This is a genomic window from Symbiobacterium sp., from assembly GCF_040797425.1.
Lineage (GTDB): Bacteria > Bacillota > Sulfobacillia > Symbiobacteriales > Symbiobacteriaceae > Symbiobacterium.
Genome location: NZ_JBFNEH010000025.1, coordinates 13,508 through 39,904 on the forward strand (window position 1 = coordinate 13,508; position 26,397 = coordinate 39,904).

General features: G+C 66.5%; 26 protein-coding genes. 3 read left to right on the forward strand and 23 right to left on the reverse strand.

Annotated features, from left to right (window positions below; genetic code table 11):
* Positions 1-118: 118 nt before the first annotated feature.
* From AB2385_RS09350 to AB2385_RS09370, 5 genes are all read right to left on the reverse strand, one after another.
* On the reverse strand, positions 119-2,455 hold the full coding sequence (locus tag AB2385_RS09350) for a vitamin B12-dependent ribonucleotide reductase (RefSeq protein WP_367654704.1): 2,337 nt from the start codon (positions 2,453-2,455) through the stop codon (positions 119-121).
* Positions 2,456-2,513: 58 nt separating this feature from the next.
* Positions 2,514-2,966, reverse strand: coding sequence for a transcriptional regulator NrdR (gene nrdR, locus AB2385_RS09355; protein WP_367654705.1), 453 nt, complete (start codon positions 2,964-2,966; stop codon positions 2,514-2,516).
* Between the two features lie 89 nt (positions 2,967-3,055).
* Entirely contained in the window at positions 3,056-3,862 is an 807-nt protein-coding gene (locus AB2385_RS09360; RefSeq protein WP_367654706.1) for an NAD-dependent deacetylase, read from the reverse strand.
* 87 nt (positions 3,863-3,949) lie between these two features.
* Positions 3,950-4,402, reverse strand: a complete 453-nt coding sequence (locus AB2385_RS09365) for a hypothetical protein (protein WP_367654707.1) — start codon at positions 4,400-4,402, stop codon at positions 3,950-3,952.
* Between the two features lie 104 nt (positions 4,403-4,506).
* A complete protein-coding gene (locus AB2385_RS09370) occupies positions 4,507-5,532 on the reverse strand; it encodes a type IV pilus twitching motility protein PilT (RefSeq protein WP_367654708.1) in 1,026 nt (341 codons plus the stop codon).
* A 283-nt stretch (positions 5,533-5,815) separates the two neighbouring features.
* Between AB2385_RS09370 and AB2385_RS09375 the strand changes: the two genes are divergently transcribed.
* Positions 5,816-6,103, forward strand: a complete 288-nt coding sequence (locus AB2385_RS09375; RefSeq protein WP_367654709.1) for a hypothetical protein — start codon at positions 5,816-5,818, stop codon at positions 6,101-6,103.
* Positions 6,104-6,148: 45 nt separating this feature from the next.
* Here AB2385_RS09375 and AB2385_RS09380 read toward each other — a convergent pair whose 3' ends face one another.
* Positions 6,149-6,442 (reverse strand): hypothetical protein, encoded by a 294-nt coding sequence (locus tag AB2385_RS09380; protein ID WP_367654710.1) that lies wholly within the window; start codon positions 6,440-6,442, stop codon positions 6,149-6,151.
* Positions 6,443-6,500: 58 nt separating this feature from the next.
* Positions 6,501-7,736: a methyl-accepting chemotaxis protein gene (locus tag AB2385_RS09385; protein ID WP_367654711.1), complete on the reverse strand. Its 1,236-nt coding sequence runs from the start codon at positions 7,734-7,736 to the stop codon at positions 6,501-6,503.
* A gap of 160 nt (positions 7,737-7,896) precedes the next feature.
* Between AB2385_RS09385 and AB2385_RS09390 the strand changes: the two genes are divergently transcribed.
* Positions 7,897-9,099: a DHHA1 domain-containing protein gene (locus tag AB2385_RS09390; RefSeq protein ID WP_367654712.1), complete on the forward strand. Its 1,203-nt coding sequence runs from the start codon at positions 7,897-7,899 to the stop codon at positions 9,097-9,099.
* An 87-nt stretch (positions 9,100-9,186) separates the two neighbouring features.
* On the opposite strand, the gene AB2385_RS09395 is transcribed toward AB2385_RS09390, so the two are convergent.
* From AB2385_RS09395 to AB2385_RS09450, 12 genes are all read right to left on the reverse strand, one after another.
* Positions 9,187-10,713 carry an NADH-quinone oxidoreductase subunit N gene (locus AB2385_RS09395; RefSeq protein WP_367654713.1) on the reverse strand — a complete coding sequence of 509 codons (1,527 nt, stop codon included), beginning with the start codon at positions 10,711-10,713 and terminating at the stop codon, positions 9,187-9,189.
* A 1-nt stretch (position 10,714) separates the two neighbouring features.
* A complete protein-coding gene (locus AB2385_RS09400; protein ID WP_367654714.1) occupies positions 10,715-12,238 on the reverse strand; it encodes a NuoM family protein in 1,524 nt (507 codons plus the stop codon).
* Positions 12,239-12,251: 13 nt separating this feature from the next.
* Complete coding sequence (gene nuoL / locus AB2385_RS09405) at positions 12,252-14,303, reverse strand: NADH-quinone oxidoreductase subunit L (RefSeq protein ID WP_367654715.1); 2,052 nt, start codon at positions 14,301-14,303, stop codon at positions 12,252-12,254.
* Between the two features lie 12 nt (positions 14,304-14,315).
* Positions 14,316-14,639 (reverse strand): NADH-quinone oxidoreductase subunit NuoK, encoded by a 324-nt coding sequence (gene nuoK, locus AB2385_RS09410; RefSeq protein ID WP_367654716.1) that lies wholly within the window; start codon positions 14,637-14,639, stop codon positions 14,316-14,318.
* The gene (locus tag AB2385_RS09415) at positions 14,639-15,175 is read right to left on the reverse strand and encodes an NADH-quinone oxidoreductase subunit J (RefSeq protein ID WP_367654717.1); all 537 of its coding nucleotides are present in this window, start codon (positions 15,173-15,175) and stop codon (positions 14,639-14,641) included. Before AB2385_RS09415 ends, nuoK begins: the two co-directional genes overlap by 1 nt.
* Positions 15,172-16,074 (reverse strand): NADH-quinone oxidoreductase subunit I, encoded by a 903-nt coding sequence (locus AB2385_RS09420; RefSeq protein WP_367654718.1) that lies wholly within the window; start codon positions 16,072-16,074, stop codon positions 15,172-15,174. The genes AB2385_RS09415 and AB2385_RS09420 overlap by 4 nt, the downstream gene beginning before the upstream one ends.
* Positions 16,075-16,091: 17 nt before the next feature.
* On the reverse strand, positions 16,092-17,273 hold the full coding sequence (gene nuoH, locus AB2385_RS09425) for an NADH-quinone oxidoreductase subunit NuoH (RefSeq protein ID WP_367654719.1): 1,182 nt from the start codon (positions 17,271-17,273) through the stop codon (positions 16,092-16,094).
* Position 17,274: 1 nt separating this feature from the next.
* Positions 17,275-18,426, reverse strand: a complete 1,152-nt coding sequence (locus AB2385_RS09430; RefSeq protein WP_367654720.1) for an NADH-quinone oxidoreductase subunit D — start codon at positions 18,424-18,426, stop codon at positions 17,275-17,277.
* Between the two features lie 14 nt (positions 18,427-18,440).
* Positions 18,441-18,911: an NADH-quinone oxidoreductase subunit C gene (locus tag AB2385_RS09435; protein WP_367654721.1), complete on the reverse strand. Its 471-nt coding sequence runs from the start codon at positions 18,909-18,911 to the stop codon at positions 18,441-18,443.
* A gap of 65 nt (positions 18,912-18,976) precedes the next feature.
* Positions 18,977-19,336, reverse strand: a complete 360-nt coding sequence (locus AB2385_RS09440) for an NADH-quinone oxidoreductase subunit A (protein WP_367654722.1) — start codon at positions 19,334-19,336, stop codon at positions 18,977-18,979.
* Positions 19,337-19,401: 65 nt separating this feature from the next.
* On the reverse strand, positions 19,402-19,953 hold the full coding sequence (locus AB2385_RS09445) for an NADH-quinone oxidoreductase subunit B (RefSeq protein WP_367654723.1): 552 nt from the start codon (positions 19,951-19,953) through the stop codon (positions 19,402-19,404).
* Positions 19,954-20,261: 308 nt separating this feature from the next.
* Positions 20,262-20,972, reverse strand: a complete 711-nt coding sequence (locus AB2385_RS09450) for an HAD family hydrolase (RefSeq protein ID WP_367654724.1) — start codon at positions 20,970-20,972, stop codon at positions 20,262-20,264.
* A gap of 212 nt (positions 20,973-21,184) precedes the next feature.
* Between AB2385_RS09450 and AB2385_RS09455 the strand changes: the two genes are divergently transcribed.
* Entirely contained in the window at positions 21,185-22,072 is an 888-nt protein-coding gene (locus AB2385_RS09455) for a hypothetical protein (protein WP_367654725.1), read from the forward strand.
* A 314-nt stretch (positions 22,073-22,386) separates the two neighbouring features.
* Here the strand turns inward: AB2385_RS09455 and AB2385_RS09460 are convergent, their stop codons facing one another.
* From AB2385_RS09460 to AB2385_RS09475, 4 genes are all read right to left on the reverse strand, one after another.
* Positions 22,387-23,067, reverse strand: coding sequence for a helix-turn-helix domain-containing protein (locus AB2385_RS09460; RefSeq protein WP_367654726.1), 681 nt, complete (start codon positions 23,065-23,067; stop codon positions 22,387-22,389).
* 212 nt (positions 23,068-23,279) lie between these two features.
* The gene (locus AB2385_RS09465; protein ID WP_367654727.1) at positions 23,280-24,338 is read right to left on the reverse strand and encodes a 6-phosphofructokinase; all 1,059 of its coding nucleotides are present in this window, start codon (positions 24,336-24,338) and stop codon (positions 23,280-23,282) included.
* A 185-nt stretch (positions 24,339-24,523) separates the two neighbouring features.
* The gene (locus tag AB2385_RS09470; RefSeq protein ID WP_367654728.1) at positions 24,524-25,804 is read right to left on the reverse strand and encodes a homocysteine synthase; all 1,281 of its coding nucleotides are present in this window, start codon (positions 25,802-25,804) and stop codon (positions 24,524-24,526) included.
* A gap of 140 nt (positions 25,805-25,944) precedes the next feature.
* The gene (locus AB2385_RS09475) at positions 25,945-26,394 is read right to left on the reverse strand and encodes a YaaR family protein (protein WP_367654729.1); all 450 of its coding nucleotides are present in this window, start codon (positions 26,392-26,394) and stop codon (positions 25,945-25,947) included.
* Positions 26,395-26,397: the final 3 nt, after the last annotated feature.

The following is a 26,397-nucleotide window of genomic DNA, read 5'->3' on the forward strand; positions in this document are numbered from 1 at the left end:
GCCGGCGCTGTGCCACGGTGACAAGACGGGGCTGTCCGGCAGGCAACCCGCACTGCCGGACAGCCCCTTCCATTCGCAGGACGCCCTGCCTCCGGGGCACCACCCCCTCGACCGGACGCTAGCTGCACTTCGAGTAGCCGCAGTTGTGGCAGGTGGCGCAGCCCTCGCCGATCACCAGGGTGAAGGCGCCGCACTCGGGGCACGGGTCCACCGGGCGGTCCGCCTCGGCGCCGCTGATCTGCGGCTGCGGCGTCTCCGCCGTCACGGCGGTCTCCTGGCAGAGCTTGCCGTTGGCGTCCTTCCACGCCAGGAACCGCTGCAGCCCCTTGGCGATGGCGGAGGCCAGCGAGGTGATGCGGTTCGGGCCGAAGCCGTAGGAGCTCGAACCGCCGATGTTCTTCAGCGTGTCAATGACGATCTCGATGCGCTCCCGCACCGGCACGTCCGACCGGAGGCGGAGCATCTTGGAGACCAGCATGCCCATGCCCACGGCGTCGGCCATCAGGTCGGAGCCCACGGCGCCCACGTTCACGATGATCTCGAAGGGCTCCCCCTCGTCGTCCATGTGCACGTCCAGCGTCATCTTGCCGAAGTGCGTGGGCACCACGAACATCTTGCCCACCGCCTCCGTGGGCCGCGGCCGCAGCGTGGGACCCTGCGGGGCGGGCGCCGGCTGCGCGGCGGACTCCTTCTTCTCCTTCGTCTTGTCGCCCGTGGTGAGCACCTGGGAGGCCCGGGAGCCGTCGCGGTAGACCGTGATGCCCTTCAGCCCCAGCTGCCAGGCCAGCGCGTAGGACTTGGCCACATCCTCCACCGTGGCGTGGTTGGGGAAGTTGATGGTCTTGGAGACGGCGGCGTCCACCGGCTGCAGGTCCACCGGCAGGTCGTCCCCGCCCTGGAACGCCGCCTGCATCCGCACGTGCCACTCCGGGGCGATGTCGTGGGCGGTGGCGAAGATCCGCTGCCACTTCTCGGGCACACCGTCAACACCCCGGGCCGTGCCGCACTCTGCCACCTTGTGCATGAGCTCGTCGGTGTACCAGCCCTCCCGCTTCGCAATGGTGGCGAACTGGCCGTCCACGTCCAGCATCACGGCGCCGGCCTGGTTCCGGGTGAAAACGAGCGCGTACTTGGGCTCGATGCCGCCGGAGCAGGGCATGTCCGGCCGGGCGGCCATGAGCGAGGTGGTGCCGGTGGGCGCCACCGTGGTCAGGGTGGCGTTGCGCACCTTCAGCCCCGCCTTGTGCCACTGGCTGCCCTCCCACTCGGGGTAGGCACCCCGCGCCTCGGCCAGGGCCATCGACTCCTCGAGGGCCTTCTGCTTCACGAAGGTCATCACCTGGCGACCCAGGGCCACCGCCTCTTCGGAGTCGTAGGGGAGGCCCATCTGCACCAGCATCTCCGCCCAGCCCATGACGCCAAGGCCGATCCGCCGGTCGCGCCGGGCCTTCTCGGCGATCTGGGGCAGGGGGTACTTGTTGGCGTCGATCACGTTGTCCAGGAAATGGGCGGCCGTGCGGACGACCTCGCCGAGTCGCTCCCAGTCGACCTCGGCCTTGTCGGTGTACGGGTTCTTCACGAAGTTGGCCAGGTTCACGTGGCCGAGGTTGCAGGAGCCGTAGGGCGGAAGGGGTTGTTCACCACATGGATTAGTAGCTTCTATAACTTCCACGTGGTTATTAGGATTACGTCTGTTCATCCGATCGATGAAGATGACGCCCGGCTCGCCCGTCTTCCAGGCGTTCTCCACCAGCTTGTCCCAGACCAGCCTGGCCGACAGCTTGCCCGTGACCTCGCCGTTGCGCGGGTTGATCAGCTCGTACTCCCCGCCCTGCTCCAACGCCTTCATGAAGGCGTCGGTGATGGCCACCGAGATATTGAAGTTGGTGATCTGCGTCGTGTCGGCCTTGGCCTCGATGAAGTCCAGGATGTCGGGGTGGTCCACCCGCAGGATGCCCATGTTGGCGCCGCGGCGGGTGCCACCCTGCTTGATCGCCTCCGTGGAGGCGTTGTAGACCCGCAGGAACGAGACCGGGCCCGAGGCCACGCCCTGGCTCGAGCGCACCTTGTCGCCGGCCGGGCGCAGGCGGGAGAAGGCGAAGCCGGTTCCTCCGCCGGTCTGGTGAATCAGGGCCGCATGCTTCATCGTCTCGTAAATCTCCAACAGGGAGTCCCCCACCGGCAGTACGAAGCAGGCCGACAGCTGCCCCAGTGCCGTACCGGCGCCGGTGAAGGTCGGGCTGTTGGGCATGAAGTCCTGGCGGTCCATCAGGTTGTAGAAGGTCTCCTCGACCGCCTGGATCTCCTTCTTGCTGGCGCCATACTGCGCCTCGACCGCGGCGATGACGCGCGCCACCCGGCGCAGCATCTCGGCGGGCGTCTCCCTCGTGCCGTCCTCCTTCATCCTCAGGTACCGCTTTTCGAGAACGGTCTTCGCAATATGGGTCAGTTCCAAGACGGGCCCCCCCTACGTAGATTGGCGTGGAACAGCGCGCACCGGCGAAAGACGCGCCTCAGTGGTTCTTCAGCAGTTGCTCCAGTTGCTCCCTGAACTCGTTCACGTCTTTGAACTCGCGGTAGACCGATGCGAACCGCACGTAGGCCACGCCATCGATGCGGCGCAATCCTTCCATTACACGCTCGCCGATCTCCACCGACGGCACCTCCCGGTCCAGGGAGGCGCGCAGGTCGCGCTCGATGTCGTCGGCGAGTTTCTCGATGACCTCCAGCGGAACCGGCCGCTTCTCGCAGGCCTTCAGCATGCCGGTCAGCAGCTTGTCACGGCTGAACTGCTCGCGCCGGCCGTCCTTCTTGACGACGATGAGCGGCGGCACCTCCACCCGCTCCATGGTGGTGAAGCGACGGCCACAGGAGGTGCACTCCCGGCGCCGGCGTATCGCCTCCTCGTCGGGGGCGGGGCGCGACTCGATCACCCGGGACTCTGCACCGCAAAACGGGCACTTCATTCTGCTACCCCCAGATCTAGTGTCCGTGACTCCTAAAATACCACTAGATCTGGGGGTAGACAAGCTTCCTGGACTGGGTTTATCCGGCATCAGCCGGGTGTGGCTTCGCCTAGGTCTCCCGTGCTTCGATTTTCGACCCTGGCCGGAATGCCCAGCTCTGCCGCGAGAGCGGTCAGCACCTGCCCGGCTTTCTCCCGGATCACCCAGCGGGCCCGGTGGTCCACGAAGGTGGGGGTCAGGTTGAGCACGCCCAGCTGCGCCCCGCTCTGCACCGCCAGGACCGGCAGCTGGTTGGCGGGTCCGACCTCCAGCGAGGAACCGACCACCAGGAAGAGGTCGGACTGCGTCGCCTCGTCGATGGCCGCCTCGATGGCGTCTGCGGGCAGGGGCTCCTCAAAGAGCACAACGCCGGGCTTGAGCATACCGCCGCACTCCGGACAGCGGGGGATGTCGGCGGCGCTCTGCACGTCGACGTCGATCAGCCTGGCGGGAAAGCTGCGGCCGCAGTCCAGGCACAGGCATTCCCGCAGCGAGCCGTGCAGTTCGATGACGCCCTCGGATCCGGCCGCCTGGTGCAGGCCGTCGACGTTCTGGGTGATCACCCGCTTCAGGAGCCCCTCCTTCTGAAGCGAGGCCAGAACGTGGTGGACGGGGTTGGGCTTGGCGCCCCACAGGTGCGAGAACCGCATCCGGTAGAACTGGTAGAACTCCACCGGACGCCGCCGCAGGGCGCTCATCGAGATGAGCGACACGGGGTCAACGCCCCGCCACAGGCCGGTCTTCGACCGGAAATCCGGCAGGCCCGACTCGGTGGAGGCCCCCGCTCCCGTGAGCACCACGAAATGCCGTGCCTGCTTCACCGCCTGTGCCAGGTCGCGAATCTGATCCTGATCCATGAGTGATCACCCCCTTCTCTCCATATTTCGCCAACAGAAAGAGGCCACCTCCATCGGTGGCCGCGGAAACTGCCAGACGGCTGCCAGTCATCCATGGCTGGCGTGCGGCTGCGGGCAGGCGTCGATGTCGGGGCCCAGGAAGTCGCCCGTCGGCCAGCAGCCGGCGAAGAGAAAGTCGACTTTCACGCCCAGGAGGGCGCTGCTCACCCGCACCATGTAAGGCGAAACCGGGTACTCCCCGGCGATCATCTCGTCGATCTCCGCGTCGGTGTGCTCCAGGTACCGGAGCCAGAGCTGCCAGATCTCCGGCGACCAGGCCGACCGGAGTGTTGCGACGACGAAGGCGAACCGGTCCGCCGTGGCCCCCTCGGCCAGGGCCCGCTTCACGGACACCGGCGCCCGGCGCCAGCGCTCGCAGAACGCCCTCCTCGCCCGGCGCAGGTTGACCTCGTCGAGGCCGCTTTTGGCCATCAGCTTCTCGTCCACCAGGGTGCGCCCCAGGCGCAGACCACTTCCTCCGGACACCCGGCTGTTCAACACCCGCGTGCTCCCCCTTCCGATCCGTACGCGCTTCCACTCCCTTAAACGGAGAAAACGGGGGAAGGGTTCGTCAAGTCCGACAATTGACTGTCGAGAATGCCGGGTCACAGTGACGAATCCTGTCCGGCCTCCTCGGGGCTGATCACGCCCCGCCGCACCAGTTCCCGCAGCGAGGCAGCCATGGACTGCATCCCCGTGCGCCCGCTGGTCTGGATGATCGAGGGCAGCTGGTGCGTCTTGCCTTCCCGGATGAGGTTGCGCACGGCAGCGTTCACCAGCAGGATCTCCACCGCCACGACCCGCCCGGGCCTGTCGATGCGGGGGACCAGGCGTTGCGCCACCACCCCCTGCAGCGTGGCGGCCAGCTGCACGCGCACCTGCTGCTGCTGCTCCGGCGAAAAGACGTCGATGATCCTGTCGACACTGCTGGGCGCGTCGTTGGTGTGCAGCGTGGTGAAAACCAGGTGGCCCGTCTCCGCGGCCTGGAGGGCGATCCGAATCGAATCCAGGTCGCGTATCTCCCCCAGCAGGATCACGTCGGGATCCTGCCGCAGGGCGGCCCGCAGGGCCCTGCCGAACGTGCGGGTGTCGGAGCCCACCTCCCGCTGGTGGACGATGGACCGCTTGTTCCGGTGCAGGTGCTCGATCGGGTCCTCGATGGTGATGACGTGCCGGGAGTAGCGCTCGTTGATCAGGTCGATCAGCGCCGCCAGGGTGGTGGACTTGCCGGATCCTGTCGGGCCCGTGACGATGACGAGGCCGTGGCGCAGGTCGCAGAAGGTCTCCAGCGTCGATGGAAGCCCCAGCTCCGCCAGCGACATGATCCGAAACGGGATGATGCGCAGGGCAACAGCCAGGGCGCCCCTTTGTCGATAAACGTTGACGCGGAAGCGCGAGAGCCCGGCGACTCCGAAGGAGAAATCGACCTCTCCCATCTCCTCCAGCTTGCGGCGGGCGTCGCGCGGCGTGATCTGATCCACGACCTGCTCCATGTCGTCGGCCGTGAGCGGCTGGTCGCCCCGGCGGGTGAGGGTGCCGTTGATGCGGAACACCGGCGGCTGTCCCTGGGAGAGGTGGACATCCGAAGCCTCCTCGGCAACGGCGTGGCGAAGCAGTTCATCCAGGTTCAACGTCGTCGCTCCCCTCTGCGGGCCCGGATTGTCGCCTGCCGGCTGACCCGACCAGCGGCCTGCACCGCACATCCGCCTGGCCTGCGGATGGACAGCGTGAGGAACGGTGGGTACGATGGGTACAGGGGCGCCAGTAGGGATGACAAAGACAGGAACGCGGGCGGGACACGGTAAGTTCGGGAACACCGGCTGACGGCGGTGGACTCGGGAACGTCGGCGGGCGCGGCGGGTTCAGGAATGCCGTCGGCGGCGGATTCAGAAGCGCCGGGGAGGTGACAGGGCCGTGGTTTACGCACTGCTGCTTCATCTGCTGCAGTGGGTCCTGGCCTTCCTGGTGCTCGACTCCTTCTTCCGCACGATCGACGTGCGCCCGGGCATACTGGAACGGAGGCTGGCACACCACCGCCTGCGCTACGGGCTGGCGGCGCTCGCCTCCGCGCTGGCCCTGGGCATGGTACAGGTACTTCTTGCCGGAGCGTGGGGGCTCCTGCCCGCGGCCGCGGGCTGGGTGCCCTGGTGGCTGCTCTGGCGCTTCGGCTGGCGCAAGCAGTTTCCGCACCTGCGCCCCTGACCGGAAGAGGCCCGACCCACCAGGGGTCGGGCCTCTTCCGCTCTGTCAGGTCTCTCCGATGGTAAACACGTTCTGGTAATGGTAGTCCTGCCCGTCGTCCTCCTCCACCTCCAGCCGCCGGCCGTCGAAGCGGAGCTTCGTCGAGCCCGTGGCGGATGCGGTCTGCCACTGGCCCTCGGTTTGGAGGTAGTCGAACGCGTCCACCGCCAGGCTGACCAGCTCCTCCTCGTCGGCGTGGCGGCAGGAGGGGGCGAACGTGAGCACTTGCCAGATCTGCTCGAAGAGAGGGTAGTCGTCCGGATCCCGGTTCAGGCTGTCGTAGAGCCGCTTCACGTCCACACCGCTCTTCCTCCCGGTGCCGCTTTCACCGGTAGTATGCCCGGGATCCCTGAAGTGGCTAGTCCGCAGCCGTGCGGGCCGACCGGCACAGCCCGCCGATCCGGGCCGTCAGTTCCTCGGCCTGCTGCCCCGCCTCCTGGATCGCCCTGGAGAACCAGTCGGCCTCGGCCAGCTCCCGCGCGGTGGCGTTGTTCTGGTTGGCAAGCCGGGTGGCCCCCTCCACCGCCTCCACCAGCTGGTTCATCTCGCCGGTCGTGGCCTCGGCCCGCTCGCCGAGGCCCCCTACGGTGGCGGCGAGCCCTTCGGTCGCGCGCAGCACCTGCACGATCGCCTCGCGGGTCGACTCCACCGTGGCTGCTCCCCGGGCCACCTCCTGCTGCGACTCCTCCATGGCGGCCATGGCCGCGGCGGTGCCGCGCTGGATCTTGGCCACCAGTTCCTGGATCTGCTTGGTGGCGCCCCGGGAGCGGTCGGCCAGCGCCCGCACCTCCTGGGCCACCACGGCGAAGCCGCGCCCGGCCTCGCCGGCCCTGGCGGCCTCGATGGCGGCGTTGAGCGAGAGCAGGTTGGTCTGTTCCGCGACCGACTGGATCAGCTTCACGATCGACCCGATCTCGCCCGACTGGGCGTCGAGCTCGCGGATCACCTTGGCCGAGGCATCGGCCGCGGCCCGGATGCCCGCCATGCCCTCGCCGATCTGCACCAGCGCCGCCTGCACGCCGTCCCCGGCCCGGCGGTGGCGTTCGGCCTCCTCCCGGGCGGCGCGGGCGGCCTCCGTCATCTCTGCGAATACCCCCAGCACCTGGTGGGCCAGGTCGCGGGTGCGGTCGAGCTCCTCCAGCTGGTCGTTGGTGGCGTGGTGCAACTGCGACAGCAGCTCGTTGACCCGGCCGGTGAGGCGCAGGATCTCCTGCACCGCCTCCTGCGTCCGGGCGGCCTGCGCCGCAATCTCGCCGAGTGCGGCGTCGTCGACCCCGGCGCCCTCCTGGGCCACCGCTTCGTCTTCGGCGTCAGGTTCCCCTGCCGCCGCTTGCGCACCGACGCTCGGCCTGGCCGCAGCCGTTCCCCCCTCCGCGGCCGATCCCGACGGGGCTTCTGCTCCCGGCCCTGCCGCGGACGCCGCCGCACGGGCCAGGGCGGCGCGGTGGCTGTGCACCACCCAGAGGCTGCCCAGCAGGGAGACCACCAGACCGGTCCCCCAGAGTGCGAGGCGGCCGGGGAGTCCGGGAACCCACAGGGATACGGCCACCACCGCCCCGGTGAGCAGGCTGCTGATCCAGGCGCGCCAGAACAATGGAATCCCTCCATTCACCCACAACTTGCAGTCGCGCGATTTCAATGGATGTTATTGTTCAGCGCTAGACGTCTTGCTTCCTGCCAATCCATGGTACGTGGCGGGGGCCTTCGTGTGGTAGAATGGTGGCAACGCCAAGGGATCGGAAAGGTGATGGAGGGTGCCCACGCGCAGACTCTTCTACGAAGACGCTTACCGCACGCAGTTCGAAGCCAGGGTGGTGGCCTGTGCCCCCGAGGGAGGGGCCTGGGCGGTGGAGTTGGACCAGACCTGTTTCTTTGCCGAGTCGGGCGGCCAGCCCAGTGACACCGGCCTCCTGGGCGGCAGGCCGGTGCTGGACGTGCGGGTGCGGGAGGACGGCGCCATCATCCATCTGGTGGACGCCCCGCTGGAGGGCATCGTCGTGGGTCAGGTGGACTGGACCCGCCGGCTCGACCTGATGGAGCAGCACACGGGGCAGCACCTGCTCTCCGCCGCCTTCGTCCACCTGTTCGGGGCCGACACGCTCGCCTGGCATCTGGGGGCACAGTCGACGACGATCGACGTGGACATGGACAGCCTCACGCCGGAGCAGGCCGAGCAGGTGGAACGCACGGTCAACCAGCTCATCCGCAGCGGGCTGGCCGTGCGCACCCACATGACCGACTCCGCCCACGTGCACCAGTTCCCACTGCGGAAGCCGCCCGCCGTCGAGGGCGAGATCCGGGTCGTCGAGATCGACGGCTACGACTGGGCAGCCTGCGGCGGCACCCACCTGCACAGCATCGGCGAGCTGGGCCTGCTGAAAATCAAGACCTGGGAGCGGTACAAGCGGGCGGTGCGCGTCACCTTCCTCGCCGGCCAGCGCGCCCTGAACGACTACCTCTCCCTCGACCGGATGACCCGGGATCTCGCCCGCCGCCTCACCATTGCGGTGGACGACCTCCCGCGCTGGGCCGACCGCACCCAGGAGGAGATGACCAGCCTGCGCAACCGGGTGCGCACCCTACAGGAGCAGCTGGTCGCCCGCGAGGCGGACGACCTGATCGCCGGGGCCCGGCGGGTCGGCCCGGCCCTGGTAGTCCGGCAGACTTTCAGCGGGCGGCCCCTGGAAGAGCTGCGCCTGCTGGCCGCCAAGGTGGCGGCGCGGCCGGGGTGCGTCGCCGTGTTCGGTCTCCGCAGCGGCGCCCCCCACCTGATCTTGCACCGCGCCGTCGACCTGCGCCTCGATGTGGGCAAGATCATCCGGGAGGTCCTGCCGCTGATCGAGGGCAAGGGCGGCGGCTCGCCCATCCAGGCCCAGGGGGGCGGGGGCCGGCCCGAGCGATTGGAGGAGGCGCTGGACGCTGCCGTGGCGCGCATCGCGGAGGCCCTGGGGCGGTAGGAACCGGAGAGAAGGCCAACAGCAAGGGGCTCTCCCCGAGTCATCCCAGATGACTCGCGGGAGAGCCCCCTTCTCCATGCCGCCGTATCACTTGATCAGCGCCGCCGACTGGGCCGTCCACTGCACGAACGGATTGGCGAAAATCGTGAGGAGCACCACGCCCACCAGCGAAAGGACCACCGTGGTGCTGATGCCGCCGCTGCGGTGCAGCGCCGGGTAATCGCCCTTCTCCAGGAACATCACCCGGACGACCCGGTAGTAGTAGCCCACCGAGATCACCGAGTTGATCGCCATCAGCACCGCCAGCCACACGTAGCCGGCTGCGGCGGCCGCCTCGAAGAGGAAGACCTTCCCGAGGAAGCCCACCGTGGGCGGGATGCCGATGAGCGAGACGAAGAAGAGCAGCAGGGCCCACGCGTAGAGCGGGTGGCGGAAGGCCAGGCCCCGGTAGTCGTCCACGCTCACCCAGCCCCCCTCCTGGTCGAGGTGGGTGATGATGGCGAAGATGCCCAGGTTGGTGACGGCGTAGGCCATCAAGTAGAACAGCACCGCGGAGATGCCCTGGGTGCTCTGCAGGCCGGAGGCGGCCACGCCCACCAGGATGTACCCGGCCTGGGCGATGGACGAGTAGGCCATCATCCGCTTGATGTTGTTCTGCTGGAGCGCCACCAGGTTGCCCAGGGTCATGGAGGCGGCCGAGATCACGGCCCAGATCACCGTCCACCGCTCCACGTAAGGCACCACGCCCAGCCCGTCGACGAAGACCCGCAGGATGGCCGCCATGGCCGCCGCCTTGGGGCCGACGGAGAAGAAGGCGGTCACCGGCGAGGGCGACCCCTCGTAGACGTCAGGCGCCCAGAGGTGCATGGGCACCGCCGCCACCTTGAAGGCGAAACCGCCCATCAGGAAGACCATGCCCGTGACCAGGAGCGGCGTCACGGCGCTGCCCGCGGCAGCCACCACGGGGCTGCCGCCCGCCAGTGCCGCGGCGATGTCCGGCAGCCGGGTGGTGCCCGTCGCCCCGAAGAGGAGCGAGAGGCCGAAGAGCAGCACGGCCGAGGCGACCGAGCCGGTGAGGAAGTACTTCAGGCCCGCCTCATTGGACTTCGGGTCCTTGCGGAGGATGCCGGCGAGGATGTACGAGGAGATGGACGACAGCTCCAGGCCGACGTAGATGGTGATCAGGTCGCGGGAGGAGACCATGAACATCATGCCCAGCGTGACCGCCAGGACGATCTCATAGAACTCCATGTACGCGCCCCGCAGGAACTTGGCCACGTAGTCGGCCGAGAGCAGAATCACCAGTGCAGCGATGGCCAGCAGCACGCCGTTCATGAAGTAGGTGAAGCCGTCGGCGACGATCATGTTGGCCCAGTACTCCCTGGGGCTGCCCGCCGCGATGGCCGCCTGAATCTGCCGGTCCGTGGCGCTCCACCCAACCGAGAACAGCGCCACCAGCACGCCGGCCAGCGTAACCCAGACGAGGCCGCGCTTCTCCTTGAAGTAGGCGTCCAGGAGGATGACCAGGAGCATCGTGCCGGTGATGATGAGATGGGGAAGGACGGCGACGTAACTCGGGTTCACCAGCTCACTCCAACTGATTGCACCCGGCAAGCTACATCCCTCCCAGACCCATCACCTGCGTCAGGGTTTGCACAGAAGCAGCGAGCAGGTCGAACACCGGCCTGGGGTAGACGCCGAACAGCACGATGAGCACGGCCACGGGTGCGAAGATGATCTTCTCCTTCCAGTTGATGTCGGGCAGGCCGGCGTACTCCTTCTTCGCCTCGCCCAGGAGCACGTTCCGCATGGTCAGCAGGTGCCAGGCGGCCGTGATCACCATGCCGACACCGGCCACCAGCACCCAGAGGCCGAAGGCCGGGTAAGACCCGGTGAGGGAGACGAACTCGCCGATGAAGCCGGCCAGGCCCGGCAGGCCCAGGTTGGCGAAGGCAATGAACGCCGTGGCGAACGAGATCACCGGGACGGTGAGGAACATGCCGCCCAGCTTGGTGAGGTCACGGGTGTGGGTGCGCTCGTAGAACATGCCGACGGCGAAGAAGAAGAGGGGCGAGATCAGGCCGTGGGCGATGGTGACGAAGTAACCACCCTGCAGGGCCACCTGGGCCAGGTCAGGGTCGGTGGGCGCCAGCTTGCTGGCCGCCGCCAGGGCCATGATGAAGAAGCCCATGTGGTTGACCGAAGAGTAGGCGACCTGCTTCTTGAAGTCCTTCTGCGCCATGGCCGCCAGAGCCGGGTACAGGATGCCGACCACGCCGAAGACGAAGACCAGATCCGCGTACCGGGTGGCCACCTGCGGCAGCAGCGGGTGGCTGATGCGCACCATGGCGTAGGAGCCCAGCTTCAGCAGGATGCCGGCCAGCAGCATCGAGATGGGCGTGGGAGCCTCCACGTGGGCGTCGGGAAGCCAGGTGTGGAACGGGAACATCGGCACCTTGATGGCGAAGCCCACCAGCAGGGCGAAGAAGGCGAAGACGGTGAGCGCATCAAGCGGCAGCCGCGACGTCTCCGCAGCCATCTGCAGCAGGTTGAAGGTGCCGACGCCGGTCCGGACATACAGGTAGATGGCGCCGACCAGCATCACGGTGGAGCCGACCAGGGTGTAGAGGAAGAACTTGATCGCCGCGTACTCACGGCGCTCGCCGCCCCAGATGCCGATGAGGAAGTACATCGGGAGCAGCACGATCTCCCAGAACACGTAGAAGAGGATGAAGTCCAGGGTAACGAACACGCCGTTGGTGCCGGTAGCCAGGATCAGCAGCAGGATCAGGTAGTCCTTCACCCGCGTGTTGATGTACTTGTACGAAGCCAGCACCGCCAGCGGGAACAGCAGGGTCGAGAGCAGGAGCATCGAGAAGCCGAAGCCGTCGACGCCCAGGGTGTAATGGACGCCGATCGACTCGATCCAGGGTACGTGGGTGACGAACCGCATGCCCGCGGCGTACGGCTCCGTGGAGACCGGTGCGGCGGCCCACTGGGAGGCCAGGACGAGCGCCAGGACGAACGGAATCAGGGTACCGATGCCCGCGAGCAGGTACAGGAGCTTCTCCTGCGTCTTCGGCACGAACAACATCACCAGGGCGAAGACCAGGGGAACAAAGACGATGAGCGACAACATCCCCGACAGCCTCCTATCTAATTACCTGGACCAGCACCACGCCGGCCACCAGCATGGCAAAGAACGTGAGCATGTACTGCTGCACGAGGCCGGTGGAGAGCCTCCGGAAGGCGGCGCCCAGTCCGCGGGCGATATCCGCCCACATTGTCACCAGGAAGTCCACGACATGCCTGTCGAACCAGCCCGCAACCTCCGACGCGTAGACGGCCACGGTACCGGCCAGGTTGACAAGCCCGTCGACCACGGCGCCGTCGAACCAGGCCACTGCACGGGAGAACGCCTGGGTCGTCTTGATGATGGCCAGTTCGTAGAACTCGTCGACATAGTACTTGTTCCGGACCAGGTTGTAAACAGGCTTCAGGCTCGCAATCCACGCGGCGCGGGTCTCCGGCTTCACCACGGCGTACAGGTACCAGCCCAGGAAGATGCCGAGCAGGCCCGCCGTGGTGGCCATTCCGGTCACCAGAAGCTCGGTGCTGAACTCAATGTGGTGCTCGAGGCCGGGCAGGTGCAGGAAGTTCTGGACGAAGATCATCCAGTCGGCGTGCGTGAAGTGGTGGAAGAGCGGCGTGCCCAGCCAGCCGAAGAGCGCAGCCGGCACCGCCAGGATGACCAGGGGCACCGTCATCGCCCGGGGCGACTCGTGCGCGTGCTCGTAGAGGTCCTTGTCCCTGGGCTCACCGAAGAAGGCCAGGTAGGTGGCCCGGGTCATGTAGTAAGCCGTGAGGAAGGCGGTCGTCAGGGCCATGATGAAAGGCAGCTTCAGCGCCCAGCCGGGCACCGCCGGGTTGGACCACATCCAGGCGTCAGCCAACAACCCGTCCTTCGAGAAGAAGCCGGAGAAGCCCGGTACGCCCGCCAGCGCTGCGTAGCCCACCATCCAGGTCCAGAAGGTGACCGGGATCTTCTTGCGCAGGCCGCCCATCTTGTGGAGCAACTGGTTGTGGTGATGGGCGTGAATCACCGAGCCGGCGGCAAGGAAGAGCAGCGCCTTGAAGAAGGCGTGGGTGAGCAGGTGGAAGTTGCCCGACGTCCAGCCGCCGAGGCCGATGGCCATGATCATGTAACCCAGCTGCGAGATGGTGGAGTAGGCCAGAACCTCCTTGATGTCCCACCGCAGCGTGGCGATGGTGGCGGCGAAGAGCGACGTGAAGGCGCCCACGAAGGTGACCACGGCCAGCACCCACGGGGCCACGTTGCCGTAGATCATGAAAGCACGGCCGATGAGGTAGACGCCGGCGGCCACCATGGTCGCCGCGTGGATGATGGCGGAACCCGGAGTGGGGCCGGCCATCGCGTCAGGCAACCAGACGTGCAGCGGGAACTGCGCCGACTTGCCGATGGCGCCCGTGAAGATCAGGAAGGCACCGAGAGCCAGCAGCCCGGCGGTCACCGGGTCCTGCACCAGCGTGGGCATCTTCTCGGCCAGGCCGGCCCACGTGAGGTCCCGGGCGGCGAAGAAGATGATGAAGATGCCCATCATCATTCCCACGTCGCCGACGCGGGTGGTGAGGAAAGCCTTGATCTGGCCGTAACGAGGCCAGGCCTGCTCGTACCAGTGACCGATCAGCAGGTAGGAGCAGAGACCCATGATCTCCCAGGCCACCAGCAGCAGGAAAAGGTTGTCGGCCAGCACCAGGAGCAGCATGCCCAGGGTGAACAGGTTGATGGCGCTGTAGAAGCGGGGAACCCGCTTATCTCCGTGCATATAGGCGCTGGAGTAAAGCTGCACGGCGAAGGAGACCAGGGTGATCATCGGCAGCATGAGGGCCGTCAGGTTGTCGACCTGGAAGCCCATGCGCCATACGTACGGGCCCAGGCTCGCCCAGTCAAACGAGGCGTGCCAGGCGGGCTCGGTGAAGTAGTTGGGACCGTGGGCCGCCGCCGGCTGGCCGGAAATGACCGCCACCAGCACGAACACCGACCAGAGGAAGGTGATCAGCATGCCGCCGGTGCCTAGCACCCAGACGCGGTCTCGCAGCAGCCCGGCGAACATGGCGATCGCCACCGAGACGGCCAGGGGGAGCGCAGCGATGACCCACGCGTTGTTCAGGAAGAAGTCCACGCTGTACCCCTCCTAACCCTTGAGCAGTGTGGCCTTGTCGACCTCGACGACGTCACGGTTCCGCACCATCGAGAGGATGATGGCCAGGCCCACCGACGCCTCAGCCGCCGCCACCGTCATCACGAACAGGGTGAGAATCGGAGCCCGGGCCGCCGTCTCGGGGCTGGTCTGCCAGTAATAGCGGCTGAAGGTGATGAGGTTCAGGTTGACGCCGTTGAGCATGATCTCGATGAACATCAGAATGCGGACGGCGTTCTTGCGGGTGAGGGCGCCCCACAGCCCGAGGCCGAAGAGGAGGGCGCCGAGACCGAGTGGATAGTAGATCGGCAGTTCCACTACGACTCCGCCTCCTTCGCCGTCAGGATGATGGCGCCGATCATGGCGACCAGCAGCAAGATCGAGGCGATCTCAAACGGGATCACGTAGGTGGTGAACAGCTGAGTGCCGATGGTCTTCACCGGAACCACCGACCGCTCGACGGCTCCGGCCGGCAGGTTGGCGGTGGAGTAGAGGTACAGCATGAAGGCGGCGAAGACCGCACCGACCACCAGCACGGCCGGGTTCGTGCGCCAGAGCTTCACCCGCTCGCCCTGCTGCTGTTGCTGCTTGATGTCCCGCAGCCCCGAGAGCATGATGGCAAAGATGACCATGGTGGTGATGGCGCCGGCGTAGACGAGCACCTGAATCGCCGCCACGAACTCGGCCTGCAGCAGGAGGAAGATGCCCGCGACGGCCGTGAAGGAGAGCGCCATGAACAGAGCGGCGTGCGTGATCAGGGGTGCGGTGACCATCCGGTAGGTCGAGACCAGGGTCACCACGGCCAGGATGATGAAGGTCCAGAACTGGCCGCTCATGAGCAGGTCTGTGGTCACGGTTGTCCGGCCCCCTCCCCTTCCTTGCTCGCCGCCGCAGGCCCGTCAGCGGCTCTGGCCTCCGCAGCGGGCTTCGCCCCGGCTGCCGGCCCGGCCTCCGCGGCGGTCTTCGCTTCGCCCGCCGGTTTGGCCTCCGCAGCAGGCTGCCCCGCCGCCCCGGGCTTAGCATCCCCAGTCGGCCCGGCCTCCGCAGCAGGCTTCGCACCAACCGCAGGCTTCGCCTCACCGGCGGGCTTCGCCTTCGCCGCAGGCGCTTCGCCCTGCTCTGCCACCTGCTGGCGGAACTGCGGCTTCAGTTCGGGCTCGTAACCTTTCGGCAGGGGCGGACGGCCCAGGTAGCCATGCACGTCCTGGATGTCGTCCTCGGTCGCACCCGTCAGCTCGTGGAACACCCAGGGCGGCGTGGTCGACTTCTTGGCCTTGGGGCCCGGGTCCTCGGCCCGGGAGTACTTCAGCCCGAGCCGGAGCAGGTCTTCGAACTCGAACACCAGATTTTCGGGGTTCACCTTGCAGAGCTCGTAGTCCATGCCCATTACCAGAGAGTCGAACGGGCAGGCCTCCACGCAGAGGTTGCAGAGCATGCAGCGGGACATGTCGATGGCGAACCGGTCGGAAACCTTCTTCTTGGTCTCCGGATCCTGGTGCCACTCGATCGTGATCACACCCACCGGGCAGGCGTCGGCGCACTGTCCGCATGAGGTGCACTTGTACTCGCCCGTCCGGAGGTCGGTCTTCTGTACCGGAATCCCCCGGAACCACGGGGGAATGTTGTCCTTCTGCTCGGGGTAGAACACGGTGATCGCGGGCCGGAACATCATCTCACGGAACGTGATCTGCAGTCCCGTCGCGATGGATTTCCCTGTGCGCCACGCCTCCCCGACGAAGCTGGTCACACGCATGCGGGCTCACCTCCCTACTAAAGCCACCATCCCAGGAGTCGCAGGGTGAAGGAGCCGATCGTAACCGGCAGGCCGTCGAAGGTGACGGCGACGTACCGGAGCGTGCCCGTCAGGAAGATGTTGAACAGCGAGACCGGGAGCAGGAACTTCCAGCCCAGGTCCATCAGCTGGTCAATGCGCACCCGCGGCAGAGTCCAGCGGATCCACATCGCCAGGAACACGAAGAAGTAGGTCTTCAGAACCAGCCAGAAGACGCCCGCGATCCAGTTGAGGACGGTGCTGTTCATGATGGACAGGCCCCAGTCGGCCACGGCCGTGCCCACCGGGTTGACGAAGGCGCCGAAGCCGTTCAGCACGTTGCCGAGGCCGGCGGCCACCTGCCCCAGCGTGGGGCCGTTCCAGCCGCCCAGGAAGAGCGAGGCGGCGATGGTCGACCAGGCGGCCAGGTGGATATACTCAGCGAGCATAAACATGGCCCACCGCATGCCGGAATACTCGGTGTGGTGACCGGCGACGAGCTCCTGTTCGGCCTCGGCCAGGTCGAACGGCGCGCGGTTCAGCTCGGCCAGCGATGCGATCAGGTAGACGATGAAGCCGATGATCTGCGGGAAGAGGAACCAGCCGAAGAGGCCCCGCTCCTGCTGGGCCAGCACGATGTCCGACAGCCTGAGCGAGCCGGCCATCATCACCACGCCGATGACCGACATGACCATCGTGACCTCGTAGGAGATCAGCTGCGCAGCGCCGCGCATGGCGCCGAGCATCGAGTACTTGTTGTTGGAGCCCCACCCGGCCATGAACGTGGCGATCACGTCGTAGCCGGTGACGGCGGCGATGAAGATGATGCCGATCTCCAGATCCGTTGCGATCAGCTTGTCGCCGAAGGGCACAATGAGCCACACGAGGTTGGCGGTGGTGAAACCGATGAAGGGGGCGATGAGGTAGAGCCACCGGTCAACGTTGTTGGGCTGGATGTACTCCTTCACCCACAGCTTGAGCAGGTCGGCCACGGGCTGGATCCAGCCCCACAGACCCACGCGCCAGGGGCCGACGCGGTTCTGCATCCACGCCGAGAGCTTGCGCTCCAGCATGAGGCAGACGAAGAAGTTCAGGAGCCCCCAGATCAGGATCAGGGTACCCTTCAGGAAGCCGCCGATCCAGACCTGTGCGGTGGGGGGCAGGCTGTACCACCACTCCATGCTACCGGTCCACCTCCCCGAGCACGACGTCGATGGAGCCCAGGATCGCGATGATGTCGGCGATCTTGTGGCCGGGCACCAGGAGCGGCATGAGCTGCAGGTGGGTGAAGGCCGGCGAGCGCCACTTGACCTTGTACGGGTTCGGGCCGCCGTCGGAGACCACGTAGCACGCCACCTCGCCCCGGGCACCCTCGATGCGGTGGTAGACCTCGCCCTTCGGGGGCTTCAGCACGCGCGGCACCTTCGCCATCACCGGTCCCGGGTTCTCGGCCAGCCACTCCAGGCACTGCTTCACGATCCGGGAGGACTGCTTCATCTCCTCCTGCCGCACCCACCAGCGGTCGAAGCAGTCGCCGTTGCTGCCCACGGGAATGTCGAACTCCAGCCGGTCGTAGACGGCATAGGGCAGGTTCTTGCGCAGGTCCCACTTCACGCCCGAGCCCCTGAGCACGGCGCCGGACGCCGAGTAGGCGATGGCCTGCTCCGGCGTGAGCACCCCGATGCCCTTCGTGCGATACTGGAAGATGCGGTTGCCCGTCACCAGGGCGTCCCACTCCGGGTACACATAGGAATCGAAGTAATTGATGAATCCCCAGATGGTCTTATCAGACTTGTCCTCGCCGTCCTGCGGGGTACCGATGATGCCCTCCGGCAGGTCGTTGCGCACGCCGCCGATGCGGAAGTAGTTGTAGAGCATCCGCCCGCCGGTGATGCGCTCGAAGAGGGAATACAGCTTCTCGCGGTCGCGCCAGCAATAGAGGAAGGGCGTCGTCGCGCCCAGGTCCATGGCCATGGAGCCCAGCGCCAGCAGGTGCGAGGTGATGCGCTGCAGCTCCGCCATCATCACCCGGATGTACTGCGCCCGCTCCGGCACCTGGATCGCGTCGCCGAAGAGCTTCTCCACCGCCTCCACGTAGCACTGCTCGTTCAGCATCGCCGCCAGGTAGTCCGTCCGGTCGGTGTAAGGGATCACCTGCGGGTAGGTCTTCTGCTCGGAGAGCTTCTCGAAGCACCGGTGGAGATAGCCGATGTCGGGCTCGCACCACGTCACCTGCTCGCCGTCGAGCTTGATCATGAGCCGAAGCACGCCGTGCGTCGAGGGGTGCTGCGGGCCCATGTTGACCAGTAGCTCTCTCGTCCGTTCCACGTTCACACCTCCGCACCGGGCTACTCGGCGAAGCGGTGCCGCACGAGCCGCGGGCGCTTGGGTCGCCGGTCGACGAAGTCCTTCAACAGCGGATGGCCGCCCTGCCAGTTGTCGGGCAGGAGGATCCGGCGGTGGTTGGGATGGCCGTCAAAGCGGATGCCGTACATGTCGTACGTCTCCCGCTCGTGCCAGTTGGCGCCCGGGTAAAGCTTGCTGATCGACGGGATGTGCGCGCCCTCGCGCGGCAGGTCGACCTTGATGTGGATGTTGCGGGCGCCCACCTCGTTCGGGTCGATGCGGCAGAGGCTGGCCACGAGGGTCAGGCGGTCCTGCCAGTCGATGGCCGTCACGACGCTGCAATACTTATAGCCCGCGTCGTAGCAGGCTCGAACAGCCTCCTCGTACCGCTCCTTCGGCACGAGGATCTCCGTATCACCGTTTACGTGGGTCGTCATCGGGGCGTCAGGAAACCGCTCCTTCAGAAAGTCCAAGCGGACTCACCCCCTGGAACACTGATGACAGCAGATGCCGGGTATAGGCCAGGGCGCCCGGGGCGTCACACCCAGTGGAGGACGCCCTTCTTGTAGGCATAGAACAGCCCGATCGCCAGAATGGCGAGGAAGAGGAACATCTCGATCAGGGCGCCGGCCCCGAGGACGTCGAAGACGACCGCCCAGGGGTACAGGAAGATCGCTTCCATATCGAACACGAAGAAAGTAAGAGCAAACACATAATAGCGGATGTTGAAGTTCACGAGGGCGTCGTCGAAGGGCAGCTCACCGCATTCGTAGGTCTCCAACTTCTCGCCCTGGAAGGGGTTCCGGGGCGCGAAAAGACGCACGAGCCCGTAGTTCATCAGGGTGAAACCGATGGCGACGATGATGACCGTCACCAGGTCAACATACGAGTAGCTCACCGGGCAGTTCCCCTTTCACCGACCTCCGGCCAAAAGGCAGGGCAAACGGCCCTGCCCTCTCTGCGCTAGCCCTTGGTGATCAGGCCGCGCTTTCCGGTCTTGATCATCTCCTGGATCTCCATGAGCCCCTGCAGCAACGCCTCCGGCCGGGGCGGGCACCCCGGCACATAGACGTCGACCGGCACCACCTTGTGCACGCCGTCGACCACGTTGTACGTATCCCAGTACGGACCGCCGTTGGACGCGCAGGCGCCCATGGCGATGACGAACTTCGGCTCGGCCATCTGGTCGTAGAGCCGGCGGACGACCACCGCCATCTTCTCGTTCACGGTGCCCGCGACGATCATCACGTCGGCCTGCCGAGGCGACATGCGCATCGCCTCCGAGCCGAAGCGGGCGATATCATATTTCGAGGCGCAGGCCGCCATCATCTCGATTGCGCAGCAGGCGATGCCAAAGCCCAGCGGCCAGGTGGAGTTGCCATAACCCCAGCCCAGCACCTTCTTGATCACGTCGGGCAGCTTGCCCGCGATGACGTTCTGGTTGACCACGTCGACCTCGGAAAGGACGACGGGATCATTCAGCCACTCCAGCTCCCTCACTTTGGTCTGGCTCATTCCGTCACCCCCTCACCGGAGGAATAGGCTATTCGCACTACCGCATGAACCATCCGTCACAGGCCAATGCCCATTATACGGTCTAGTTTCTTTAGGAGTCAACGAGGATAGCCTGCAAAGGGCGTCACGCAACGGACGTACAGGATGAAAAAGAGTTATCCGGTGCATGCTTTGCATGCATATTCCGCGCGGCGACCGCCGGCACGAAAGCGCCGGCGGTCGCACACCGGTGGGTTTATTCTGACGGCGCGGTCTGATGGCAAGTCGGTACACGCCCGGCCTGGCCACTTTGTGGGGGCGAATGCCACCTACAGGCCCGCGGCCAGGCGGTCCCGGAACGCCGCCAGGGTGCCGGAGCGCTCCGGCGGCAGGGCGACTCCCTCCCGGTCGATCAGGTAGTCGGTGACAAAGAAGACGTCGATGCCAAGGCGGGCCGCTGCCCCGTCTTCCTGCACGTCGTTGCCGACCATCAGGCACTCCTCGGGGCGCCTGCCGATCCTCTCCAGCACCTCCTGGTAGTACTGCAGCTGCGGCTTGCAGGCGTGCATCTCCTCGTAGACGGTGATCAGCCGCCAGGGCAGGTCGTCCACCTCGATCCAGCGCATGCGCTCCTCGATGGCGACGCGCGGAAACAGCGGGTTCGTCGCCAGGACGATCTCGTACCCCCTGTCGAGGGCAGTCTCCAGCACCGAGCGGGCAATGCCGGGCAGGCCGGAGCAGGCCGAACGCAGGGCGGGGAACCGCTCCCGGTAGAAGGCCTCGAACACTGGCATGAGCGCCTCCTCGGCCAGGCCGACCGCGCGGAAGAAGGCGTCGGCGAAGACCCGGGCGTTGGTCAGTGCCGGGTCCGTGTTCCGAATCATCTCCATCGTGGCGGCCCAGACCTGCCGCACCAGCACGTCGGAGGGGATCAGGTGCCCGGCGTACTCGCCGAGCGCCCGCATGTACTCGCGGGCGAAAGCGTCGGTGTCGATGGGCAGGAGGGTGCCATCGAGGTCGAACAGAATGGTTCGGATCACACGGTTCACCTCTTCGTCTAACGTGTAGCATGAATGATTGGGCATCGCAAACGCCGCTCCCTGCCGACCCGCTTCGTCGTGGCAAGCGGGTTGTCGAGATATGTCGAACGAATCTCTCACTTCCAGACTTGCGTTGCGGGGCCCGTACGGATATCATGGGAAGTGGACCGAATGGCCTGATCTTTCTGTGAATACCGCGGGAGGGATCATGCTTGCCGCTGTCGCGCCTGAGGCGCCTGCTGGAGTTACAGCAGTACCGTGAAGCCCAAGCGGAAGGAGAACGCCTGATTCGGCAGGGGCAGCTCACCGCAGGGGAACTGGCCAGGGCTTACAAGGCAACAGCCATCGCCAGCTACTACCAGGGAAACGTGTTCCGCGCGATCAAACTGGGCGAGTATGCTCTCGCCGCCGCTGAACGCTCGGACGATCACGAACTGATCAACAAGTGCCGCTACAATTTGGGCGAGTACTATCTGGTGTTGGGCGACTATCCCACTGCCTATGACCACTTGTTCACCTGCCTTCGCGACCTGCACCAGACCCCGTGGCTGGTCGACCTCGAGGCCCGGACACACCACAACTTAGCGCTGATCTTCCGGCAGCGGCGCCAGTACGATGACGCGCTCGGCTCGCACCACCTCTCCGTGGATCTGTTCCGGCAGTGCGGCAACTGGCCCCTCCTCATGGAAGGGCTGCGGGGAATCGTCTACTGCCACCTGGCCCGCACAGAACCGGAGGAAGCGCTGACCTACCTCCAGAACCTGGAACGGCTCCTGCAGGAGCACCCGAACGACCGGGTCGCCGCCAGTCTCCTGACGGACTGGGCGTATTATCATCAGCAGACCGGCGACCTGAAGCGGTCCATGGACTACTGTGCGGCAGCACTGACCCCGGGCAGCCCCGGCGTTGACGACCACGTGCTCGCGTCGGCCACGGTCATTTCCGGCGAAAACGCCCTGCTCCTGGAGCGATATGAGGAAGCGCGCGTCTTCGCCAACCTGGCGGAGCACTACGCGCTGAATGCGCGCCAGCCGGCGCTGATGAACCGGGCCACGGCCCTCCGGCGCAAGCTGTACGACCTGGGCTTCGTGTCACTCTAACCCGGGTGCCAGAGGGCTTCCGGGCCATCACGCAGCGGGACAATCCTTCGCCGGCTGCGCAACTTGCGATACAGGTTCGGGCGTAACCACAAAAAGAGACCCGGTACGGATGTACCTGCGCCCGAGTGAACTCACTGGATTTCCACAGAAAGGGGAGGTACACATGCGTCGCGTCCTGATCACCCTGTTCGTTATGGCCAGCCTGCTGGCCGTCGCGGCAACGGCGCTGGCCGAGCCGCGGACCGCCGGTCCGGTTATCTGGTAGCACTGGGCAACGCACGGTGGGGCCTGTCTCCGCAGATGCGGGACGGGCCTCATTCCTTCTGGCTCGCCGCGATCTCGCGGATCATGCAGACCAGCTTCTCCGGGCTGATCTGCTTCTCCGCCGCCATCGAGATCGCCTCGGCATACTGAATCATCTGCGCCGGCGACACGTCCACCGGCGCGCTCTCCAGCTTGCCCCGGGCAAAGAAGGAAAGCGGAATGCCCGTGATGGAGACCATCTGCGCCAGCACCATCGGGCCGACCTCGCAGTAGCCGGAAAGGATGTCGTTGAGCGCACGCACGGACAGCCCCAGCTGGTAGGCGACCACCGGCCGGGTGAAGATCGTCGGGAACTCCTCGCACAGGAAATCGACCACCCGTGCGAACCGCTGCTCCACCGTCTCCAGCGCGATCCTTTCCCGCTCCTGGGGAGAGAGCCCCTCGTAGTGGCGCGCGAACCGCTGCCCCACCGTCCACGCCTGTCCACCGACCAGCAACGCGGCCCGGTCGTCGTACGGCGGCGCGTGCACCTCCCCGAGCAGGAACGCAACGCTCACCCCCAGGGCCCTGGCCAGGCGCCCGAGGGCGTCGATCGTCGGGTTGACCTTGGCACCCTTCTCCAGTTGCGAGATGTACCCTACCGCCAGGCCGCTCTTCTCGCTCACCTGCTGCAGAATCATCCCCTGCTGATTCCGGGCCCAGGCGAGCCTTTCCCCCATGGTACTGTGCACCGTGACTCCCCCCTTGCCAACCGCGTGAGCCGGCTCCTGAAGATGGGACTCAGTCTCATTCTAACAAGGGGGGCCGAACGCGGTCAACCATTTACAGATTATTTTGCGTTTCTTCGATTGAGCGAAATGAGATTACGCCCCGGATCCTGCACGAACGCGCAGGGCGCCCCATCCCGCGCAGGGCGCCCTGCTGCTGCACCGCGCAACCCCGGTCACCGGTCGCCGAAGCTGATGCCCAGAGCGCGGGCCGCCTGGATCATCGGGTGGTCCACCGGCACCGGCCGCACCTTGCCGCCCACCTCTTCGATCGGCACGTGGGTGATGATGCCGTTCTGGAGCACCACGACCTGACCGTAGACCTTGTCGATGGCCAGCTCCGCCGCGGCGACGCCGTACCGGCTGGCCAGGATGCGGTCGAAGGCGGTCGGGCTGCCGCCCCGCTGGAGGTGGCCCAGCACCGTCACGCGCGACTCCAGTCCGGTCATGGCCTCGAGCCGACCGGCCACGTACTGGCCGATGCCGCCCAGCCGCTTGGGATCGTGGCTGCCGGGCACCGTCTGCCGCACGAGCAGTTCCCCCTCGGGGGTCCTGGCCCCCTCCGCCACCACGATGATGGAGAACGGCTTGCCCATCTCCCGGCGCTGGTTGACCTTCGCCGCCACCGCCTCCAACGTGAAAGGGATTTCGGGGATGAGGATCGCGTCCGCGCCGCCGGCCAGGCCCGACGCCACGGCGATCCAGCCGGCGTAGCGGCCCATCACCTCCAGCACCATGATCCGGTGGTGCGACTCCGCGGTGGTATGCAGCCGGTCCAGCGCCTCGGTGGCGATGCTGACGGCGGTATCGTAACCGAAAGTCTGGTCGGTGGCGTACAGGTCGTTGTCGATGGTCTTCGGCACGCCGATCACCGGCAGGCCGCGCTGCCAGCAGATGGCGCCCACCGCCAGCGAGCCCTCGCCGCCGATGACCACGATGCACTCCAGCCCCAGTGCCTTCACGTGCCGCACACAGTCCTCGAATCGGTCTTCACCATGGAAATTGAAGGGATTGTCCCGGTTGGAAGTGCCGAGGATGGTGCCGCCCCGCGGCAGAATGCCGGAGATCGCCTGACTGTGCAGCACCTGGAACTCGCCCTGCACGAGCCCCTTGTACCCGTTCCGGAAGCCGATCACCTCGATGTTCTCGGCCTGCAGCCGCTTCACCAGTGCGCGGATCACAGCGTTGAGGCCCGGGGCGTCTCCTCCGCCTGTGAGTACACCGACGCGCCGCATGTGCTGCACCTCCCAAGAATGGTACAAATAGTGCATAATAGGGCTTTAACTTAAGATAACACACGCTAGAATGCTCCTTCAATCATGCCTTATAACGATCGCCGCACTGGCGTGCCTGCGTTCCGGCCCCCGGCGCGAGACCGGCCCCGCACCGGGGGCGTTCGCCCCGGCCGGGGCCGGTTCTGCTAGTGCGTTGCGGTGTGCAACGCCTGCTCCAGGTCTTCGAGGATGTCGTCGATGTGTTCCGTGCCTACCGAGAGGCGCACCATCTCGGGCGTGACCCCCGCCGCGCGCTGCTCCTCGGGGGAGAGCTGCTCGTGCGTCGTGGAAGCGGGGTGGATGGCCAGCGACTTCGAGTCGCCCACGTTGGCCAGGTGCGAGAAGAGGCGCAGGGACTCGATGAACCGCCGACCGGCCGCCTGCCCACCGCGGATGCCGAAGGCGAGAATTGCCCCCTGCCCCCGGGGCAGGTACTTGCGGGCAAGGGGGTAGTACGGGCTGGACTCCAGCCCCGGGTAGGCCACCCACTCCACCTGCGGGTGTAGCTCCAGGTACCGGGCGACGGCCAGGGCGTTGGCCGAGTGGCGCTCCATCCGCAGGTGGAGCGTCTCCAGACCCTGGAGGAACAGGAAGGCGTTGAAGGGCGAGAGGGCGCCGCCCAGGTCCCGGAGCAGGCTCACCCGGGCCCGCAGAATGTACGCCTGCTCACCGAGGTCGGCGTACCGGAGGCCGTGGTACGCCGCGTCGGGCTCGGTGAAGAGCGGGTGCCTGCCCGCCGCCCAGTCGAAGCGACCGCTGTCGACGATCACCCCGCCGATGGCCGTGCCGTGGCCGCCGATGAACTTGGTGGCGGAGTGGATGACGATGTCGGCGCCGTGCTCGATGGGCCGGCAGAGGTAGGGCGACGCGAAGGTGTTGTCGACGATGAGGGGCAGCCCGCTCTGGTGGGCGACGTCGGCAATCGCCGCGATGTCCGGCACGTCGCACTTGGGATTCCCGATGGTCTCGATGTAAAGCGCCCGCGTGCGGTCGGTGATCGCCGACCGGAAGTTCTCGGGATCCGACGGGTCGACGAACTTCACCGTGATGCCCAGGCGGGGCAGGTTGTGGGCGAACAGGGCGTACGTGCCGCCGTAGAGGCTGGAGGCCGCGACGATCTCGTCACCCGCCCGGGCCAGGTTGAGGATGGCGTAGAGCTCCGCGTTCTGCCCCGAGGCCACGGCCAGCGCCCCCACGCCCCCCTCCAGGGCAGCCACGCGCTTCTCAAACACGTCCGTGGTCGGGTTCATGATGCGGGTGTAGATGTTGCCGGGTTCCTGCAGGCTGAAGAGCCGTGCCGCATGCTCCGCGTCCCGGAACACGTAGGAGGTGGTCATGTAGAGCGGCACCGCCCGCGCCCCCGTGGCATCCACCTCATGGCCGGCGTGAATCGCCAGCGTCTCCAACCGGTACCGCCGATCCGTCAACGCAACCACTCCCCACTCTCAGACTGACCGTGGCTGCATGCTACCACGGGAGGCGGGAAGCGGCAAGAGACTGTTCTCTATAGTGGAAACAGTCATGGCCGCGACGGCAGGCGTCGCGGCCATACGGCGCACATCTTCCTCTACATCTTCACGTCCAGGAGCAGCCCCCGGATCTCGTCCACGGCAGCCAGGATAGCCAGCCGGTCCCGCTCCTGCTCCAGCACCAGGCGGGAGAGTTCCTCCAGCCGCTCGTCCACCCGCTGGATGGTGATCAGGGTCCGCTGCTCCCAGGCCCCGGTATCCCAGTCCAGCTCCTGCCGCACCTCCGCCATGTGCCGCGTGATGTCCCGGAAGAGGCGTCCGATCGCCTCCCGGTAGCGGTGCAGGTCTTCCTGGGTCAGCGACTCGGTCAGCCGCCGTCCCAGCTCGTCGATCTCCTGCAAGGCCCGGTCGATGCGCTCATTGAAATGCATGGCGTGGGTGCGCGCCAGATGCTCGCGGAAGGGCACGCGGGCGGCACCGGTCGCCCTTTCGCCGTTCCCCGTGGTCGCCACCCGGGTCAGGCCGGTCATCAGGCGCACCCGGTCCATGGC

What these genes read in the sequence shown, in the direction of transcription:
- nrdR (WP_367654705.1), bottom strand. Translation starts at nt 2,966, where the DNA reads ATGAAGTGCCCGTTTTGCGGTGCAGAGTCCCGGGTGATCGAGTCGCGC.
- AB2385_RS09360 (WP_367654706.1), bottom strand. Translation starts at nt 3,862, where the DNA reads ATGGATCAGGATCAGATTCGCGACCTGGCACAGGCGGTGAAGCAGGCA.
- AB2385_RS09400 (WP_367654714.1), bottom strand. Translation starts at nt 12,238, where the DNA reads ATGTTGTCGCTCATCGTCTTTGTTCCCCTGGTCTTCGCCCTGGTGATG.
- AB2385_RS09420 (WP_367654718.1), bottom strand. Translation starts at nt 16,074, where the DNA reads ATGCGTGTGACCAGCTTCGTCGGGGAGGCGTGGCGCACAGGGAAATCC.
- nuoH (WP_367654719.1), bottom strand. Translation starts at nt 17,273, where the DNA reads ATGGAGTGGTGGTACAGCCTGCCCCCCACCGCACAGGTCTGGATCGGC.
- AB2385_RS09445 (WP_367654723.1), bottom strand. Translation starts at nt 19,953, where the DNA reads ATGAGCCAGACCAAAGTGAGGGAGCTGGAGTGGCTGAATGATCCCGTC.
- AB2385_RS09465 (WP_367654727.1), bottom strand. Translation starts at nt 24,338, where the DNA reads ATGCGGCGCGTCGGTGTACTCACAGGCGGAGGAGACGCCCCGGGCCTC.
- AB2385_RS09475 (WP_367654729.1), bottom strand. Translation starts at nt 26,394, where the DNA reads ATGGACCGGGTGCGCCTGATGACCGGCCTGACCCGGGTGGCGACCACG.